This is a genomic window from Azonexus sp. IMCC34842 (assembly GCF_050368855.1).
Classification (GTDB): domain Bacteria; phylum Pseudomonadota; class Gammaproteobacteria; order Burkholderiales; family Rhodocyclaceae; genus Azonexus; species Azonexus denitrificans_A.
Genome location: NZ_CP178449.1, coordinates 3,537,228 through 3,553,395, shown reverse-complemented (window position 1 = coordinate 3,553,395; position 16,168 = coordinate 3,537,228). Strand labels below are relative to the sequence as shown.

The 16,168-nt window shown below is 58.5% G+C and carries 21 protein-coding genes; 13 read left to right on the top strand and 8 right to left on the bottom strand.

Annotation, left to right across the window (positions count from 1 at the left end; genetic code table 11):
* Positions 1 to 6 precede the first annotated feature (6 nt).
* The 12 genes from rplR to rplQ all read left to right on the top strand — a co-directional run bounded on the left by rplR (position 7) and on the right by rplQ (position 6,215).
* Entirely contained in the window at positions 7 to 363 is a 357-nt protein-coding gene (rplR, locus tag ACLIKD_RS16820) for a 50S ribosomal protein L18 (RefSeq protein WP_226418151.1), read from the top strand.
* A gap of 26 nt (positions 364 to 389) precedes the next feature.
* On the top strand, positions 390 to 917 hold the full coding sequence (gene rpsE, locus ACLIKD_RS16815; RefSeq protein WP_226418152.1) for a 30S ribosomal protein S5: 528 nt from the start codon (positions 390 to 392) through the stop codon (positions 915 to 917).
* A 3-nt stretch (positions 918 to 920) separates the two neighbouring features.
* Positions 921 to 1,103, top strand: a complete 183-nt coding sequence (gene rpmD / locus ACLIKD_RS16810) for a 50S ribosomal protein L30 (protein WP_226418153.1) — start codon at positions 921 to 923, stop codon at positions 1,101 to 1,103.
* A gap of 3 nt (positions 1,104 to 1,106) precedes the next feature.
* A complete protein-coding gene (rplO, locus tag ACLIKD_RS16805; RefSeq protein WP_226418154.1) occupies positions 1,107 to 1,541 on the top strand; it encodes a 50S ribosomal protein L15 in 435 nt (144 codons plus the stop codon).
* A gap of 20 nt (positions 1,542 to 1,561) precedes the next feature.
* A complete protein-coding gene (secY, locus tag ACLIKD_RS16800) occupies positions 1,562 to 2,884 on the top strand; it encodes a preprotein translocase subunit SecY (protein WP_226418155.1) in 1,323 nt (440 codons plus the stop codon).
* Positions 2,885 to 2,890: 6 nt separating this feature from the next.
* On the top strand, positions 2,891 to 3,109 hold the full coding sequence (gene infA, locus ACLIKD_RS16795) for a translation initiation factor IF-1 (protein WP_226418156.1): 219 nt from the start codon (positions 2,891 to 2,893) through the stop codon (positions 3,107 to 3,109).
* A 75-nt stretch (positions 3,110 to 3,184) separates the two neighbouring features.
* A complete protein-coding gene (rpmJ, locus tag ACLIKD_RS16790; protein WP_028994206.1) occupies positions 3,185 to 3,298 on the top strand; it encodes a 50S ribosomal protein L36 in 114 nt (37 codons plus the stop codon).
* 51 nt (positions 3,299 to 3,349) lie between these two features.
* Entirely contained in the window at positions 3,350 to 3,712 is a 363-nt protein-coding gene (rpsM, locus tag ACLIKD_RS16785) for a 30S ribosomal protein S13 (RefSeq protein WP_226418157.1), read from the top strand.
* Positions 3,713 to 3,724: 12 nt separating this feature from the next.
* Positions 3,725 to 4,114, top strand: a complete 390-nt coding sequence (rpsK, locus tag ACLIKD_RS16780) for a 30S ribosomal protein S11 (RefSeq protein ID WP_226418158.1) — start codon at positions 3,725 to 3,727, stop codon at positions 4,112 to 4,114.
* Between the two features lie 12 nt (positions 4,115 to 4,126).
* Positions 4,127 to 4,756, top strand: a complete 630-nt coding sequence (gene rpsD, locus ACLIKD_RS16775; protein WP_226418159.1) for a 30S ribosomal protein S4 — start codon at positions 4,127 to 4,129, stop codon at positions 4,754 to 4,756.
* A 24-nt stretch (positions 4,757 to 4,780) separates the two neighbouring features.
* Positions 4,781 to 5,755: a DNA-directed RNA polymerase subunit alpha gene (locus tag ACLIKD_RS16770; RefSeq protein WP_226418160.1), complete on the top strand. Its 975-nt coding sequence runs from the start codon at positions 4,781 to 4,783 to the stop codon at positions 5,753 to 5,755.
* A gap of 58 nt (positions 5,756 to 5,813) precedes the next feature.
* Positions 5,814 to 6,215 (top strand): 50S ribosomal protein L17, encoded by a 402-nt coding sequence (gene rplQ, locus ACLIKD_RS16765; RefSeq protein ID WP_428825953.1) that lies wholly within the window; start codon positions 5,814 to 5,816, stop codon positions 6,213 to 6,215.
* A 49-nt stretch (positions 6,216 to 6,264) separates the two neighbouring features.
* Here rplQ and ACLIKD_RS16760 read toward each other — a convergent pair whose 3' ends face one another.
* From ACLIKD_RS16760 to ACLIKD_RS16725, 8 genes are read right to left on the bottom strand one after another with little or no spacing between them, the layout of a single operon-like run.
* Positions 6,265 to 6,993: an amino acid ABC transporter ATP-binding protein gene (locus tag ACLIKD_RS16760; protein ID WP_226418162.1), complete on the bottom strand. Its 729-nt coding sequence runs from the start codon at positions 6,991 to 6,993 to the stop codon at positions 6,265 to 6,267.
* Entirely contained in the window at positions 6,990 to 7,664 is a 675-nt protein-coding gene (locus tag ACLIKD_RS16755; RefSeq protein WP_226418163.1) for an ABC transporter permease subunit, read from the bottom strand. The genes ACLIKD_RS16760 and ACLIKD_RS16755 overlap by 4 nt, the downstream gene beginning before the upstream one ends.
* Positions 7,665 to 7,666: 2 nt before the next feature.
* Positions 7,667 to 8,404: an amino acid ABC transporter permease gene (locus ACLIKD_RS16750; RefSeq protein WP_428825952.1), complete on the bottom strand. Its 738-nt coding sequence runs from the start codon at positions 8,402 to 8,404 to the stop codon at positions 7,667 to 7,669.
* Between the two features lie 60 nt (positions 8,405 to 8,464).
* Positions 8,465 to 9,361, bottom strand: coding sequence for a glutamate/aspartate ABC transporter substrate-binding protein (locus tag ACLIKD_RS16745; RefSeq protein WP_428825951.1), 897 nt, complete (start codon positions 9,359 to 9,361; stop codon positions 8,465 to 8,467).
* Between the two features lie 22 nt (positions 9,362 to 9,383).
* The gene (locus ACLIKD_RS16740; RefSeq protein ID WP_428825950.1) at positions 9,384 to 10,922 is read right to left on the bottom strand and encodes a SpoIIE family protein phosphatase; all 1,539 of its coding nucleotides are present in this window, start codon (positions 10,920 to 10,922) and stop codon (positions 9,384 to 9,386) included.
* A gap of 12 nt (positions 10,923 to 10,934) precedes the next feature.
* Positions 10,935 to 11,843, bottom strand: coding sequence for a response regulator (locus tag ACLIKD_RS16735; RefSeq protein WP_428825949.1), 909 nt, complete (start codon positions 11,841 to 11,843; stop codon positions 10,935 to 10,937).
* A complete protein-coding gene (locus ACLIKD_RS16730) occupies positions 11,836 to 13,761 on the bottom strand; it encodes a CHASE domain-containing protein (protein ID WP_428825948.1) in 1,926 nt (641 codons plus the stop codon). Before ACLIKD_RS16730 ends, ACLIKD_RS16735 begins: the two co-directional genes overlap by 8 nt.
* A gap of 38 nt (positions 13,762 to 13,799) precedes the next feature.
* Positions 13,800 to 15,617 (bottom strand): ABCB family ABC transporter ATP-binding protein/permease, encoded by a 1,818-nt coding sequence (locus tag ACLIKD_RS16725; RefSeq protein ID WP_428825947.1) that lies wholly within the window; start codon positions 15,615 to 15,617, stop codon positions 13,800 to 13,802.
* 101 nt (positions 15,618 to 15,718) lie between these two features.
* Here ACLIKD_RS16725 and ACLIKD_RS16720 point away from each other — a divergent pair, with 101 nt between their 5' ends.
* Positions 15,719 to 16,132, top strand: a complete 414-nt coding sequence (locus ACLIKD_RS16720) for an acyl-CoA thioesterase (RefSeq protein WP_428825946.1) — start codon at positions 15,719 to 15,721, stop codon at positions 16,130 to 16,132.
* Positions 16,133 to 16,168: the final 36 nt, after the last annotated feature.

Below are 16,168 nucleotides of genomic sequence, written 5' to 3'. Positions count from 1 at the left end.
TGGCATATGTTTAACAAGAAACAAGCGCGTCTGCGCCGTTCCCGCCAAACCCGGGCCAAAATCGCCGAGCTCAAGGCTGTGCGCTTGTGCGTTAATCGCACGAACTGCCACATTTACGCCCAGATCATTTCACCCTGCGGCGGCAAGGTCTTGGCTTCGGCTTCCACGCTCGAAACGGTGGTCCGTACGGATCTGCCGAACGGCGGCAACAAGGCTGCGGCAACTACGGTTGGCAAGCTGATCGCCGAGCGCGCCAAAGCTGCCGGCATCGAGCAGGTTGCTTTCGATCGTTCCGGCCTTCAGTACCATGGTCGTATTCAGGCGCTGGCTGAAGCTGCGCGTGAAGCCGGTCTGAAGTTCTGATCGCCGCATAAGGATAAGGTTAGAAAATGGCTAAACCTGAAAGAAACAAGAAGCCGCAACACGCTGAAGAGCGTGATGACGGTATGCGCGAGAAGATGGTTGCGGTCAACCGCGTCACCAAGGTAGTGAAGGGCGGCCGTATTCTCGGTTTCGCAGCACTGACCGTGGTTGGCGACGGTGATGGCAGCATCGGCATGGGCAAGGGTAAGTCCCGCGAAGTGCCGGTTGCCGCTCAGAAGGCTATGGAAGAGGCCCGTCGCAAGATGGCCAAGGTCAGCCTGAAGAACGGTACCGTTCATCACACCGTTTTTGGTCGCCACGGCGCTACTACCGTGATGATCCAGCCGGCTCCGGAAGGTACGGGCATCATCGCCGGCGGCGCTATGCGCGCCGTCTTCGAGGTTGTCGGTGTCACCAACGTGGTGGCCAAGGCTCATGGCTCGACCAATCCCTACAACATCGTGCGTGCCACTATCGACGGTTTGTCGAAAGTGAATACGCCGGCCGAGATTGCCGCCAAGCGTGGCTTGTCGGTTGATCAGATCCTGGGGTAAGGCATGGCTGACAAGAAAATCAAAGTGACGCTCGTCAAGAGCATCATCGGCACCAAGCAGGACCATCGCGCCACCGTGCGCGGTCTGGGTCTGCGCAAGCTGAACAGTTCGGCCGAACTGGAAGATACGCCGGCTGTTCGCGGCATGATCCAGAAGGTTCAGTATCTCGTTAAGGTTGAGGGTTAAGCCATGCGTCTGAATACCATCAAACCGGCCGAAGGTGCCAAGAAAGCCGCCAAGCGTGTTGGCCGTGGCATCGGTTCCGGCCTCGGCAAGACCTGTGGTCGCGGTCACAAGGGTCAAAAGTCCCGTTCCGGCGGTTTTCACAAGGTCGGCTTCGAGGGCGGTCAAATGCCGTTGCAACGTCGCTTGCCCAAGCGTGGTTTCAACTCGCTGACGCGCGCTCGTAACTACGAAGTCCGCCTGACCGATCTCGATCGCCTGCCGATCGATGAGATCGATCTGTTGGCGTTGCAAGCCGCAGGTATTGTTCCTGGTGATGCGCTGGCCGCCAAGGTCATCCTCGCTGGTGCAATTACCCGCAAAGTTACGCTCAAGGGCGTCGGTGCGACCAAAGGTGCCAAGGCTGCTATCGAAGCAGTCGGTGGTTCGGTCGCCGAGTAAGTTAGGGAAAGGTTAGAACGTTGGCTGCAAATCCCAATACCGTTGGTAAAGGTGGCAAATTTGGCGATCTGAAACGCCGTCTTTGGTTCCTGCTCGGTGCGCTCGTGGTTTACCGCTTGGGCGCCCACATCCCGGTGCCCGGGATTGATCCCAACGTTCTTTCCGATCTGTTCAATTCGCAGCAAGGTGGCATCCTGGGCATGTTCAACATGTTCTCCGGGGGCGCCTTGTCGCGGTTTACGATTTTTGCATTGGGGATCATGCCGTATATTTCGGCGTCGATTATCATGCAATTGATGAGTGTAGCCAGTCCCCAACTTGAGGCCCTCAAGAAGGAAGGCGAGGCGGGGCGTCGCAAGATTACCCAATACACCCGTTACGGCACCGTGTTGCTTGCGCTGTTTCAAGGCATCGGTATTGCCGTCGCTCTCGAGTCGCAGGCCGGATTGGTCAACGACCCTGGGTTCATGTTCCGTTTGACGACTGTGTCGACCCTGCTGACCGGCACGATGTTCCTTATGTGGCTGGGTGAGCAGATCACTGAGCGCGGGCTTGGTAATGGTATTTCGATCATTATTTTCGCCGGTATCGCCGCCGGATTGCCGACTGCCATTGGCGGCTTGCTCGAGTTGGTGCGCACCGGAGCAATGCATCCGCTGACCGCCCTGATCATCTGTATCCTCGTGGTAGCGGTTACCGGATTTGTGGTTTTTGTCGAGCGTGGTCAGCGGAAAATTCTCGTCAATTACGCCAAACGCCAGGTTGGTAACAAAATTTACGGCGGGCAGAGTTCGCATCTGCCCCTCAAGCTGAATATGTCCGGCGTTATCCCGCCGATCTTTGCATCGTCCATCATCCTGTTCCCGGCCACCATTGCAGGTTGGTTCGGCTCCGGAGAGTCGATGAGCTGGCTGAAAGACGTGGCGGGTACGCTTTCTCCGGGGCAGCCGATTTACGTGATGCTTTATGCTGCCGCGATCATCTTCTTTTGTTTCTTCTACACCGCGCTGGTCTTCAATTCAAAAGAGACTGCCGATAACCTGAAGAAGAGCGGTGCGTTCGTTCCAGGTATTCGTCCTGGCGAGCAAACGGCGCGCTACATCGATAAAATCCTGATGCGCTTGACGCTGATTGGCGCCGGTTACATCACTATCGTCTGTTTGCTCCCCGAATTCCTGATTTTGAAATGGAATGTTCCGTTCTATTTCGGTGGCACCTCGTTGTTGATTATCGTAGTCGTGACCATGGACTTTATGTCTCAGGTTCAGGCTTATGTCATGTCGCATCAATACGAAAGTCTCTTGAAGAAAGCAAACTTCAAGGGAGCACCTATGAACAAGTAATCAGTTATGGCCAGGGAAGATTACATTGAAATGCAAGGGGAGGTGGTTGAGAACCTCCCGAATGCGACCTTCAAGGTCAAGCTGGAAAATGGGCACATAGTGCATGGATTCATCTCTGGAAAAATGCGTATGCACTATATACGCATCCTTCCTGGCGATAAGGTGACCGTGCAGTTGACGCCCTACGATTTAACCAAGGCGCGGATCGTTTTCCGCGTTAAGTAAAAAGTTCTCTACGCAATAAACCGCAGGGCAAGGAATCACGGCTGCTTCCAAGCTCTCGCAGACGAGGAGTAAAACATGAAAGTTCAACCTTCAGTGAAGCGCGTTTGCCGCAATTGCAAAGTCATCCGTCGCAAGGGTGTGGTGCGCGTCATTTGCAAGGACCCGCGTCATAAGCAGCGCCAGGGCTAATGCTCTGTCGTGTCCGGCATTTGTTAATTTTCGAAATATTGGAGTGATTCGATGGCCCGTATTGCAGGGGTAAACATTCCGAACCATCAGCATGCTGAAATTGCCTTGACGGCGATTTACGGCATCGGTCGTACCCGCGCACAGAAGATCTGTGATGCGGCCGGCGTTGGTCGTACCATCAAAATGAAAGACTTGTCCGACACGGACATGGATCGTCTGCGTGACGAAGTGGGGAAATTCACCGTTGAAGGTGACTTGCGCCGCGAAGTTACGATGAACATCAAGCGTCTGATGGATCTAGGTTGCTACCGTGGCCTGCGCCATCGCAAGGGTTTGCCTTGCCGTGGTCAGCGCACCCGTACCAATGCACGTACCCGCAAAGGTCCGCGCAAGGCCATCGCTGGCAAGAAGTAATAGGGACAGAACATGGCAAAGACTGCTACCAAAGTTCGCAAAAAGGTTAAAAAGAACGTCGCTGAGGGCATCGCCCACATTCACGCCTCGTTCAATAACACCATCATCACCATTACCGACCGTCAAGGCAACGCGCTGTCCTGGGCAACTTCCGGTGGTGCCGGCTTCCGCGGTTCGCGTAAGTCCACCCCGTTTGCTGCTCAGGTCGCAGCCGAAGCTGCCGGTAAGGCTGCTCAGGAATGTGGCGTCAAGAATATTGAAGTCCGTATCAAGGGCCCCGGTCCGGGTCGTGAATCTTCCGTCCGCGCGCTCAACGCACTGGGCATGAAGATCACTTCAATTTCCGACGTGACGCCGGTGCCGCATAACGGCTGCCGTCCGCCTAAAAAGCGCCGCATCTAAGGAGAAAGACAAGTGGCTCGTAATCTCGATCCGAAATGCCGTCAGTGCCGCCGCGAAGGCGAAAAGCTATTCCTGAAGGGCGAAAAGTGTTTTACCGACAAGTGTGCCATTGAACGTCGTTCGTACGCTCCTGGCCAACATGGTCAAAAATCAGGCGCCCGCCTGTCCGACTACGGCGTGCACCTGCGCGCCAAGCAGAAAATTCGTCGCGTCTACGGCGTGCTCGAAGGCCAGTTCCGCAAGACTTTCGCCGAAGCTGAGCGCCGCAAGGGCCAGACCGGTGAGAATCTGCTGCAATTGCTGGAAGCCCGTCTCGACTCCGTTGCCTACCGTATGGGTTTTGCCGCTTCGCGCAGCGAATCCCGCCAGGTCGTCCGTCACAACGGCGTGCTGGTCAATGGTAAGCGCGTCAACATCCCGTCGTATCTGGTCAAGCCGGGCGACGTGGTGCAGTTGACCGATCGGTCCCGTGCCTCCCTGCGTTGCAAGGCCGCCCTCGAAGCCGCAGAATCCCGTGGTTTCCCGGAATGGATTGCAGTTGACGTCAAAGAAGGCAAGGGAACGTTCAAGGCCATGCCGCAGCGCTCAGAGCTGCCGTCGACCCTGAACGAAGGTCTCGTCATCGAACTTTACTCGAAGTAAGCACTGAGCAGAGGAATTTAGCCCATGCAAAGCAGTGGACTTCTGAAACCCCGCATCATTGATGTGCAGAGCGTTTCGCCCGTGCAAGCCAAGGTTGTGATGGAGCCGTTTGAACGCGGTTACGGTCACACCCTTGGAAACGCCCTGCGTCGCATTCTGCTGTCGTCGATGCCGGGTTATGCGCCGACCGAAGTCGGAATCGAAGGCGTGCTCCATGAGTACTCCACCGTTGATGGTGTTCAGGAGGATGTCGTCGATATCCTTCTCAACCTGAAGGGTGTCGTATTCAAGCTGCACGGCCGCGATGTCGTGAATCTCAATCTGGTCAAGGAAGGTGAAGGTCCGGTTCGTGCTGGTGATATCGAATTGCCGCACGATGCGGAAATCATCAACCCCGAACATGTGATCGCTCATCTGTCTCCCGGCGGCAAGCTGTCCATGGAGATCAAGGTCGAAAAAGGTCGCGGCTATGTGCCGGGCAACGTCCGTAATCTGGGCGATGCCAAGACGATCGGTAAATTGGTTCTGGATGCTTCGTTCAGCCCGATTCGCCGCGTCGCCTACGCTGTGGAAAGCGCTCGCGTCGAGCAGCGGACCGACCTCGACAAGCTGATCGTCGATATTGAAACCAACGGCGTCGTCGAGCCGGAAGAGGCCATTCGCTACGCGGCACGCGTGCTGATGGAACAACTCTCCGTCTTTGCCGACCTGGAAGGTACTGCACCGGTTACCGAGGCCTCCAAGCCGGCCCAGGTTGATCCGGTTCTGCTCCGCCCGGTTGATGATCTCGAATTGACCGTTCGTTCTGCGAACTGTCTCAAGGCTGAGAACATTTACTACATCGGCGATCTGATTCAACGTACCGAGAATGAACTTCTCAAGACCCCGAATCTGGGTCGCAAGTCGTTGAACGAGATCAAGGAAGTGTTGGCCGCGCGCGGCTTGACTCTGGGCATGAAATTGGAAAATTGGCCGCCGGCCGGTCTGGAAAAAGTCTAAGGACTTTTTTCGACCCGGGCAGTCAAGGGACGCCTGTAGAACATAGAAAGGATTAACCATGCGTCACCGTTTGGGACTTCGCAAACTCAACCGTACCAGCAGCCATCGCCTGGCGATGCTGCGCAACATGACTGTTTCCCTGCTCAAGCACGAGGCCATCAAGACCACCGTGCCGAAGGCCAAGGAACTGCGCCGTGTTGTTGAACCGATGATCACGCTCGGCAAGAACCCGACGCTCGCTAACAAGCGTCTGGCCTTCGACCGTTTGCGCGATCGCGACATCGTCGTCAAGCTCTTCGCCGAAATCGGCCCGCGTTACGCCAAGCGTCCGGGTGGCTACCTTCGCATCCTGAAGTGTGGCTTCCGCGTTGGTGATAATGCACCGATGGCCTTCGTCGAACTGCTTGATCGTCCGGAGCCTACCGAGGCTGTGGAAATCGACGAAAGCGCTGCTGCCTAAGTAGCGTCTGCATCAAAAGTTAAAAGGCCGGGGTTTCCCGGCCTTTTTTTTAGTGCTGCAAAATTTTCGAGAGAAACTGGGTCGCTCGCTCCGAACGCTGCGTACCGAAGAAGTCGTCCTTCGTCGCGTCCTCGATGATTTTGCCCTCGTCCATGAAAATGACCCGGTCAGCCACCTTGCGGGCAAATTCCATTTCATGGGTGACGCACATCATGGTCATGCCCTCCTGGGCGAGTTCGACCATGACATCGAGTACCTCGTTGATCATTTCCGGGTCGAGGGCCGAGGTCGGTTCATCGAGCAGCATGCAGATCGGGTCCATGGCCAGTGCCCGGGCAATGGCGACACGTTGCTGTTGGCCGCCGGAGAGTTGGCCGGGATATTTTTTGGCTTGGGCGTTCAATCCGACGCGATTGAGCATTTTCATTCCGCGCTCGAGTGCTTCGTCCTTGCTGCGGCCGAGGACTTTGATCTGGGCAATGGTCATGTTTTCGGTAATGTTCATATGCGGGAATAGCTCGAAATGCTGGAAGACCATGCCAACGCGGGATCGCAGCTTGGGCAGATTGGTTTTCGGGTCGCCGACCGAGGTGCCCTTGACGATGACTTCTCCGGACTGAAACGGCTCGAGTCCATTGACGCATTTGATCAGCGTCGATTTGCCGGAGCCCGATGGCCCACAAACGACGACAACCTCGCCTTTCTGGACCGTCGTCGTGCAATCGGTCAGCACCCGAAAGTCGCCATACCATTTGGAAATATTGCGAATTTCAATCATTGGGAGAATCTCGCTTGGAGGCGCTTCACTAGCCGGGAGACGGAGAAGCAAATGACAAAATACACGGCGCCGGCGAAAAGCAGCAGTTCGACCAGTCGGCCGTCGCGATCGCCGACCCGGGAGGCGGTGCCGAAAAAGTCGGAGAGGCCGATGACGTATACCAGGGAGGTGTCCTGGAACAGGATGATCGCCTGGGTCAGCAGGAGCGGCATCATGTTGCGGAAAGCCTGGGGCAGAACGATGAGCCGCATCGTTTGGGCATTGGTGAATCCGAGTGCTTGGCCGGCCGCGACCTGGCCTTTTGGAACGCTTTGGATACCGGCGCGAATGATTTCGGAGTAATAGGCTGCTTCGAACAACGCAAAGGCAGTCAGTGCCGAAGTCAGGCGGATGTCGCCGAGACCTTCGCCAAATACCGATTTGATCGCCTGCGGGATGATCAGGTAGAACCACAAGATAACCATCACCAGCGGTACCGAGCGGAACAGATTGACGTAACCGGCCGCCAGCGTGGCGAGCAGCCGGCTGTTGCCGAGGCGCAGGATGGCTAGCACGGTGCCCCAGACAACACCGACGACGATTGCGGTACCCGTGATCTCGAGCGTCGTCAGCATGCCTTTGGCGAGGAGCGGAATCGCTCCGGGAATCGACGACCAGTCAAATTCATACATGTTCATTTGCTCCCGATATACCCGGGTATGCGAACGCGCTGTTCAAGGCGGCGCATTAGCGACATCACCGTCACATTGATGATGACGTAAAGCAGGGTGACCGCGATGAACGCTTCATATGGCTGGGCGGTGAAATCGACCAGTTGCTGGGCCTGACGGGAGAGTTCGACCAGGCCGATCGTGGTGGCGACGGCGGAGTTCTTGAAAATATTGAGAAATTCGGAAGTCAGTGGCGGCACGATGATGCGATAGGCCATGGGGAGCAGTACATAGCGGTACAGCTGCGGCAAGGTGAAACCCATTGCCAGGCCGGCCGCTCTTTGCCCCGGCGGCAAGGAATTGATTCCGGCACGCACTTGCTCGGCCACCCGGGCCGAGGTGAACAGGCCCAGACAGAGCATTGCCGAGAGAAATTGCTGGAGTAGGGGATCGGTCTGTTTGAAGGCATTTCCCCAGTCGACCGGCAGGAGTTCCGGAAGCACGAAATACCAGATGAAGAGCTGAACGAGCAGCGGGATGTTGCGAAAGACTTCGACGTAGCCGGTCGCCAGCTTGTTTAGCCAGCGGTTGGGGACGGTGCGCAGGACGCCGACGATGGAGCCGATCAGCAAGGCAATGAGCCAGGCGCCGAGGGAGAGGGCGATGGTCCATTTGAATCCCTCAAACAGCCACGCCAGATAGGTTCCTTCCCCGGTCGCGCTCGGTTGCAGGAAGACCTGCCAATTCCAGCTGTACGCCATTGCCTAACCATCCCCCAATGGCCTGTGGGGCATTTTTGCCTCCACAGGCTCTAAACAGTATTACTCGAAAGCCTTGTCGTTCGGGGCCTTGTACAGCGCCTTCATTTCGTCCGACAAGGGCATGCTCAGATTCAGGCCCTTCGGCGGAATCGGGTTCATGAACCACTTGGCGTAGATCTTCTCGGCTTCGCCCGAGGTCATCACCTTGGTCAGCGCCGCATCGACCACCTTCTTGAAGCCCGGGTCGTCCTTGCGCAGCATACAGCCGTAGGCTTCCTTGGACTGGGCCGTACCGACCACCGTCCAGTCACCCGGTTTCTTGGCCTTGGCCATTTCGCCGAAGAGCAGCGCGTCGTCCATCATGAAGGCGACGGCACGGCCGGTTTCCAGGGTCAGGAAGGCTTCGCCGTGGTCCTTGGCGGAGATGACGTTCATGCCCATCTTCTTCTCTTCGTTCATCTTGCGGAGCAGGCGCTCGGATGTGGTGCCGGCGGTGGTCACGACGTTCTTGCCGGCGAGGTCGGCGAAATCGGTGATGCCGGCGGTCTTCTTGACCATCAGCTTGGTGCCGATGACGAAGATGGTGGTCGAGAAGGCGACCTGTTTCTGGCGGTCGAGATTGTTGGTCGTCGAGCCGCATTCGATATCGACCGTGCCGTTCTGGATCAGCGTGATGCGGTTGGCCGAGGTGACCGGCATCAGCTTGGTGTCGATCTTGGCCAGCTTGAGGTTGTCCTTGATGCCATCGACGGCTTTCAGCATCAGTTCGTGCGAGTAGCCGATGACCTGCTGCTTGTCGTCGTAGTAGGAGAACGGAATCGACGATTCGCGGTGGCCGAGGGTGATCGTCCCGGTCTCCTTGATCTTCTTCAGGGTCGCCGACTCTTGCGCGAAGGCAGGGGCGGTGCTGAAGGCGGAAGCGATAATGACGGCAGAAGCGATCTTGATGAAGTTCATGGTCTTTCTCCTTTGTTGTAATTCAGGGGCAGTCAATGATCATCAGCGAAACATCATCGGCGGCAACGCCGTTGTCGAGATGACGGTCGAGTGCTGCTTCGATTTGCCCGAAACGGGTGGCCGGCGAGGTATTCGCTGCGGCAGCGGCCAGACCTTCGGCACCGAATTGTGCACCTTCCTTGTCCGTGGCTTCCAGTAGTCCATCGGAGCACAGCACCAGCTGACTTTCCTTTTCCCAGTTGAAAATGGTCGGCTCACACTCCATCTGGCTGTTGTCAACAATGCCAAGGGCCAGGTGTTCCGAAGCAAAAACACGGCTGACCCGACCCCAGCGGTCGAACAGAAAGGCTTCGGGCGTGCCGCCCACCCATATTTCGCCATTCTGGGCAACTTCGTCAAGGCAAAGCAGCGTCGCCGCGACAAAACGACCGACCGGCATCGATTCCTTCAACTGTTGATTCAGTTCCTGGATGATTTCCTTGACCGAGCGATTCAGCTTTGTCATCCGGTAGAACAGGGCGAGCACCGGCAGCACGCTGATCGCAGCGGTCAGGCCATGCCCGGTCGCATCGGCGAGCAGGGCGTAGAAGCGACCCTCGGGGGAGCGCGCGGCAGCGACAATGTCGCCGCTGAAATTTTCAGCCGGGATCACCTTGTAATGCAGTCGCTCATCGGTCAGGCCGCGCCGGTGCAACTGCTTTTCCATCAGCCGCATGGCGAGCTGTTGCTCGTTTTGCGTCTGGTCGTAATAGGCCTGAAGCAGGCGGGCACTTTCGCGCTGCTTTTGCTCGGCCTGCTTGCGCTCGGAAATATCACGGATGACGCCGATCGACATCGGCTTGCTATCGAGTTCGATCTCGCTCAGCGCGATCGTTGCCGGAAAGGATTGGCCATCCTTGCGCCGGGCCTCCACTTCACGTTCCTTGCCGGATCTCCTGAGCGGCTTGCTGCCTGGTGCTTCCTGGCCAAACTTGTCGGCAATGAGCGGCGGTTCGGGGATCAGCAGGCTGATCTCCTGCCCGAGCATCTCGGCGCTCGTCCAGCCGAAAATACGTTCAGTCGAGCGGTTGACCGAAGCAATCAAGCCCCGTTCGGTGATTGTGACGATGGCATCGAGAACATTGTCGGAAATAGCCTGGACCCGGCGCAATGAGTCGATCGATGCCTGCTGCAATGAGAGCGAACGCTGCATCGAGCGCAACTTGGCTTCAAGGACGACGAAATTGATTGGTTTGGTCAGGTAGTCGTCGGCCCCGGCATCGAGGCCTTCGACCAGGTTTTCATCGCGATTGAGCGCCGAGAGAAAAATGATCGGGGTCCACCGCTCGTTCGTCAGGCTTTTGATCCGGCGTGCCGCCTCGAAGCCGTCCATCACCGGCATCATGATGTCGAGCAGGATCAGGTCGGGCGCCTCCGCCTCGAAGCGCCGTACCGCCTCTTCGCCGTTCTCGGCGAGGATGACCTCGTGGCCGAGCTTCTTCAGAAAAACCTGCAGGATGTGCAGGTTGGTACGGTTGTCGTCGACCGCCAGTACCTTCATTTTGTTGAGTTGCGGAGTCATGGTCGGCAAGCGCTAGGTGGTCGTTGCATTGCGGGTGATCGTGGCCACGGCGATGTTGCCGCAGCCCTCATAGCAGATATTCGTGAAACTCAGCATCCGGGCCAGTGCAATACCCCGGCCGTTAGGATCGAAGGCCCGTTCCGGATCGAATTCGAGATACTGCTGCCAGTTGAAACCTTTGCCCTCATCGACGATGCGTAGCGAAATGCCGTCGTCTTGACGTTGAAAGGCAAGCCGGACGTGCTTGTTGGCATTCTCCGGCAGGCTGCTCCGACGGTCGATTTCAGCGCGCCAGTTGTCTTCCCGCTTGAGTCGGGATTTTTCTGCGTAGCTCAGGCCAAGGTTGCCGTGCTCGATGCCGTTGATCAGCAGTTCGGAAATGCCGACCACCACATTGCCCGGATCGGGGCACGCCTGGGCGATGAAGGAGGCGAGTTGCCCGGCCTCATCGACGGTGCGAATCGAAAATTCTGCCCGGGTGAGAAAGCTCAGGGAGCCGATGTGGTTGTGCAACTGTCGCCGCAACTCGTCCCGCGTTTCGGCATCGGTCAGGGCGGCATGGACAATGGCCAGCAACTCGTCGCGATCATAGGGCTTGGTCAGGTAATAGTAGGCGCCGGCTTCGAGACCCTCGCGGATCTCGGCGGGTGAGTCGGCCGCCGTCTGCATGATGACCGGGATGCCGGCCAGACGGGGATCTCCCTTGATCCGCTTGAGCAGGCCGATGCCATCGAGTTCGGGCATCATGCGGTCGAGCAGGATGACCTTGAAGTCTGCCTCCGGGTCCTGCAGCATGCGCCAGGCAGCCTCCCCGTTATCGGCTGTCTGCAAGGCCAGCGATGCCTCATCCTCGAAATATTCGAGCAATATCTCCAGATTGAGCGCTTCGTCATCGACGACCAGAACGCGTGCTTTAGTCATGTAGCTCCGAAACCTCTCCAGTCCGGCTATTGGTCGGCAGGGTTACCGTAAAACAGGCGCCGCCCTCAGCATTGTTGTTCGCAACAATCGTACCACGGTGTTGCATGGCGATTGCCCGGCTGATCGCCAGACCAAGCCCGGTGCCGCCCGCTCCGGTGCGGGTGGCGGAGCTTTGCACGAACTTGTCGAAAATGCTTTCCAGTTCCGCCTCCGGGATGCCGATCCCGTGATCGATGAAGCGAATGGCCAGCGCCGGCTGGCTGCCGGTATCGTCGAGGCGGCGTCCGCCTGGCAGTTCGGCGGCGCAGAGTTCGAGGCGGATTTTGCCCTGCGGCGGGGAGAATTTGATCGCGTTGGCCAGCAGGTTGTAGATAATCTGGCTGAGCCGCATCGGATCGGCGCGAATCTCGGTATCGGACGTCATGACCACGGTTTCGATGCTGAGTTGGCGAGCGAGCAGCAGCGATTCGAGCTGTGTTCTGGCGTGAGCCAGCAAGTCGAGGACATCGACTTGGCTTAACGTCAGATTCATCTTCCCGGCTTCCAGTTTCGAGAGGTCAAGCAGCTCGTTGATCAGGCCCAGCAGGCGCTTGGCGCTCAGTTCGATGCGCTGGAAATATTGGCTTAATTTTGGCTGATTGCCACCCTCGGCGCGCTTGATGCCGAGCTGGGCAAAGCTCAGGATAGCGTGCATCGGCGTTCGCAGTTCGTGCGACATGTTGGCGAGAAATTCCGACTTCGCCTGACTGGCGGCGCGCGCCTGATGCAGCGCCTCGTTGAGCCGGACCGTCCGCTCTTCGACCAGTTCATGCAGATGGTCGCGATGCAGGCGAAGTTCATGCGTTACCCGGCGGGCGTAACGCTCGGCACGCGCCCGGTGCGTGCTCAGGTGAAAGATCAGCAGGGCCAGCAACAGGCTCCCGGTCAGGCCGCCATAGAGGATCAGCAAGGCCGGATCGAGTACTCCGTCATCGGCGTGGTTGAGGCGCGGGTAAAAATGCAGGATCCAGTTGCGGCCGCCAAAATCGATCTCGTGATGGAAAAACGGCAGGGCGGTGTTCGTCGCCAGGCTTGGGTCGGAGTCGTAGATCAGGGTTGGCGAAGTGGCGCCTGATGAGTTGCCGGAGAGGGGTTCGTCGAAAATTTTCAGCGCGAAATTGCCCTGCGTGGTCTGTTTCAGAGCGGACAGAAATTCGTCGGTACGGTAGCTGGTCAGAACAATCCCGGCGAACGCCTGGCGGCGCTGCTCGGTATTCTTCAGTGGCATGTCCGGACGATAGAGGGCGTGCACGAGCAGGAAGCCCGGGCGCGGTTTTTCCTGGTCGGCGAGCAGGGCGATGGGCCCGGTCATGGCGATTTCCCGCCGGGCGATGGCGGCTTCGACGGCCTGGCGCCTGGTCGACTCGCTCAATAGATCGAAGCCGATGAAGGACTGGAGTTCTGGTCCTTCCGGGGCGGCAAAAGTGAGCGGTGCGGCGATATCGCCGGCCGATTGCGGAAATATCCGGAAATTGCTGCGGTCGATCTGTCGGCGCATCGACCGGACAAATGCCTTTTCTTCGCCGGACCGGACGGCTGATGCATAGCCAAAGGCGAATAGCCCGGAAAGCCGGCCGCCGACCTCGGTCTCGCGCGCGAAGCGCCGCCAGGCTGGCAAGTCGAGGTCCGGGTGCGCTGCGGCAAAAGCCTGCAGCGAGTGCAGGAACTGGGCGTGCAAGCGCAGCCGTTCACGAATTTCGCCGGTGATGGCGGCACTTTGCTGGATAGCGAAAGCCGCACGGGTTTCGGTTTGCACGCGGGATTGCCAGAACCAGGCGCTCAGCGTCGCCGCCGCCAGCAGTAAAAAGACGACGACCGGCAACAGCCAGCTCGACAACGAACGGTCGGCGGCATCAGAATAAGGAGGTGGATTGTTCATCGATGGAGGGCGTAGCGGCCGCCAGTATAAAACTTAAGCTACGCGCCGGCCGGGCTCTTTTCCCTGTCTTCCTGCTGCTGAAGGTTCCACATCCGGGCGTATTGCCCGTCGGCGGCGAGCAGCGCGCCATGACTGCCGCGCTCGATGATGTGGCCGTCGCTCATGACCAGGATTTCGTCGGCATTCATCACGGTCGACAGCCGGTGGGCGATGACCAGCGTGGTCCGGCCGATGGCGGCGAATTCAAGCTGGCTCTGGATGGCCCGTTCGGTCGCCGAGTCGAGGGCCGAGGTGGCTTCATCGAATATCAGGATGGGCGGATTCTTGAGCAGCGCCCGGGCAATGGCGACCCGCTGCTTCTCGCCGCCGGACAGCTTGAGGCCGCGTTCGCCGACCCGGGTTTCGTATTTTTGCGGCAAGGATTCGATGAACTCGTGCAACTGGGCGGCGCGGGCCGCGCCATAGACTTCCTCCCGGCTGGCCGTCGGTCGGCCGTAGTTGATGTTGTAGAAAATCGAGTCGTTGAACAGCACGGTGTCCTGCGGCACGATGCCGATGGCGGCGCGCAGGCTGTTTTGCTTCAGGCTGCGCAGGTCGTGGCCGTTGATCCGGATGGCGCCGCTGGTGACGTCGTAGAAGCGGTAGAGCAGGCGCGACAGCGTCGATTTGCCGGCACCGGAATGGCCGACCACGGCTACCGTCTTGCCCGGCGCGATGGCGAAATTGACATTCTTGAGAATCTGGCGGTCCGGGTCGTAGCCGAAATTGACCGCATCGAAGTTGATCTGCAGCGGCCCGCTCGGCAGTTCGCGGGCATCCGGGGCGTCGGCAATCTCGCGGTTCTCCTGGAGCAGCTTGAACATCCGCTCGATGTCGGCCAGCGCCTGGCGGATTTCGCGATAGACGATGCCGAGGAAATTGAGCGGCGCGTAAAGCTGGATCAGGAAAGCATTGACCAGCACCAGGTCGCCGATCGTCATGTGGCCATTGACCACGCCGTTGGCCGCCCGCCACATCATCGCCGTGACGCCGAGGGCGATGATCGCCTGCTGGCCGAGATTGAGGAAGGCGAGGGTGGTCTGGCTGCGCGTCGCGGCGTCTTCCCACTTGAGCATCTGCTCGTCGTAGCGACGGGCTTCCCAGGCTTCGTTGTTGAAATATTTGACGGTCTCGTAATTGAGCAGGCTGTCCACCGCCCGGGTGTTGGCCGCCGAGTCGTTTTCATTGACCGCCCGGCGGATGTCGATCCGCCAGTTGCTGACCTTGACCGTGAACACGATGTAGCTGACCAGCGAAACCAGCGTGATCAGTACATAGCCGCTGTCGTATTTGACGAACAGGATGGCGAGTACCAACCCGATTTCGACCAGGGTCGGCAGGATCGAGTACAGCGTGTAGGAAATCAGGCTGGAAATCGACCGGCTGCCCCGCTCGATGTCGCGCGACACGCCGCCGGTCTGGCGCTCGAGGTGAAAGCGCAGGCTGAGCGCGTGCAGGTGACCAAACACTTCCAGGGCGACCTGGCGGACGGCGCGCTGGGTGACGCGGGCGAAGAGGATTTCGCGCAATTCGGTAAACAATGCCGTCGAAAAGCGCAGCATCCCGTACAGGCCGAGCAGCAGCGCCGGCAGCGCCAGTACCTGCTGGGTGTTCGACAGGCCGTCGATCATCTCCTTGAAGACCATCGGGACGCTGACGTTGGCGACCTTGGCGGCAACCAGGCAGCCCAGTGCGGCGATGACGCGCAACCGGTAGCGCCAGAGATAGGGGAACAGCGTCCGCACGGTCAGCCACAGGTGGGTTTCGGCCAGCGGCTGGCCGGCTGGCGGTTTGGGGAGGGCGGTGGCGCGGCGCATCGTGAAACCTGTTCTGGGATGTTGTTCGGTGGTGGGCGCCAGTATATGAAAACTGGCCGGTTTCCGCGAAAATCAGGCATTGATTTAATTTTGGATAAATTATGACCGTCGACCGCATCGTCCTCCCTGCCCGGCACTCAACGCTGCGCGTTGTTCCGATGCCGGCCGATCTCAACCAGAACGGCGATGTTTTCGGCGGCTGGGTCATGGCCCAGGTCGACGTGGCCGGCGCCATTCCGGCGATGCGTCGGGCGCGCGGCCGGGTCGCGACGGTGTCGGTCAACTCCTTCCTGTTCAAACAGCCGGTCTCGGTCGGGGATATCGTCAGCCTTTATGCCGAGATCGTACGGGTCGGCAAAACCTCGATTACCGTCAAGGTCGAGGTTTATGCCGAGCGCAACTACAGCGATCCGATCATCGTCAAGGTGACCGAGGCGGAGCTGACCTACGTGGCAATCGATATGGCCGGAAACAAGCGCGCGCTTCCGCCCGAAAAACCGTCCGAAATGGAATAAAATCGCGCGGTTAATCAATTCGCCCGCCTTCGAGAG

What these genes read in the sequence shown, in the direction of transcription:
- rplR (WP_226418151.1), top strand. Translation starts at nt 7, where the DNA reads ATGTTTAACAAGAAACAAGCGCGTCTGCGCCGTTCCCGCCAAACCCGG.
- rpsE (WP_226418152.1), top strand. Translation starts at nt 390, where the DNA reads ATGGCTAAACCTGAAAGAAACAAGAAGCCGCAACACGCTGAAGAGCGT.
- rpmD (WP_226418153.1), top strand. Translation starts at nt 921, where the DNA reads ATGGCTGACAAGAAAATCAAAGTGACGCTCGTCAAGAGCATCATCGGC.
- rplO (WP_226418154.1), top strand. Translation starts at nt 1,107, where the DNA reads ATGCGTCTGAATACCATCAAACCGGCCGAAGGTGCCAAGAAAGCCGCC.
- infA (WP_226418156.1), top strand. Translation starts at nt 2,891, where the DNA reads ATGGCCAGGGAAGATTACATTGAAATGCAAGGGGAGGTGGTTGAGAAC.
- rpmJ (WP_028994206.1), top strand. Translation starts at nt 3,185, where the DNA reads ATGAAAGTTCAACCTTCAGTGAAGCGCGTTTGCCGCAATTGCAAAGTC.
- rpsM (WP_226418157.1), top strand. Translation starts at nt 3,350, where the DNA reads ATGGCCCGTATTGCAGGGGTAAACATTCCGAACCATCAGCATGCTGAA.
- rpsK (WP_226418158.1), top strand. Translation starts at nt 3,725, where the DNA reads ATGGCAAAGACTGCTACCAAAGTTCGCAAAAAGGTTAAAAAGAACGTC.
- ACLIKD_RS16770 (WP_226418160.1), top strand. Translation starts at nt 4,781, where the DNA reads ATGCAAAGCAGTGGACTTCTGAAACCCCGCATCATTGATGTGCAGAGC.
- rplQ (WP_428825953.1), top strand. Translation starts at nt 5,814, where the DNA reads ATGCGTCACCGTTTGGGACTTCGCAAACTCAACCGTACCAGCAGCCAT.
- ACLIKD_RS16760 (WP_226418162.1), bottom strand. Translation starts at nt 6,993, where the DNA reads ATGATTGAAATTCGCAATATTTCCAAATGGTATGGCGACTTTCGGGTG.
- ACLIKD_RS16755 (WP_226418163.1), bottom strand. Translation starts at nt 7,664, where the DNA reads ATGTATGAATTTGACTGGTCGTCGATTCCCGGAGCGATTCCGCTCCTC.
- ACLIKD_RS16750 (WP_428825952.1), bottom strand. Translation starts at nt 8,404, where the DNA reads ATGGCGTACAGCTGGAATTGGCAGGTCTTCCTGCAACCGAGCGCGACC.
- ACLIKD_RS16745 (WP_428825951.1), bottom strand. Translation starts at nt 9,361, where the DNA reads ATGAACTTCATCAAGATCGCTTCTGCCGTCATTATCGCTTCCGCCTTC.
- ACLIKD_RS16740 (WP_428825950.1), bottom strand. Translation starts at nt 10,922, where the DNA reads ATGACTCCGCAACTCAACAAAATGAAGGTACTGGCGGTCGACGACAAC.
- ACLIKD_RS16735 (WP_428825949.1), bottom strand. Translation starts at nt 11,843, where the DNA reads ATGACTAAAGCACGCGTTCTGGTCGTCGATGACGAAGCGCTCAATCTG.
- ACLIKD_RS16730 (WP_428825948.1), bottom strand. Translation starts at nt 13,761, where the DNA reads ATGAACAATCCACCTCCTTATTCTGATGCCGCCGACCGTTCGTTGTCG.
- ACLIKD_RS16725 (WP_428825947.1), bottom strand. Translation starts at nt 15,617, where the DNA reads ATGCGCCGCGCCACCGCCCTCCCCAAACCGCCAGCCGGCCAGCCGCTG.
- ACLIKD_RS16720 (WP_428825946.1), top strand. Translation starts at nt 15,719, where the DNA reads ATGACCGTCGACCGCATCGTCCTCCCTGCCCGGCACTCAACGCTGCGC.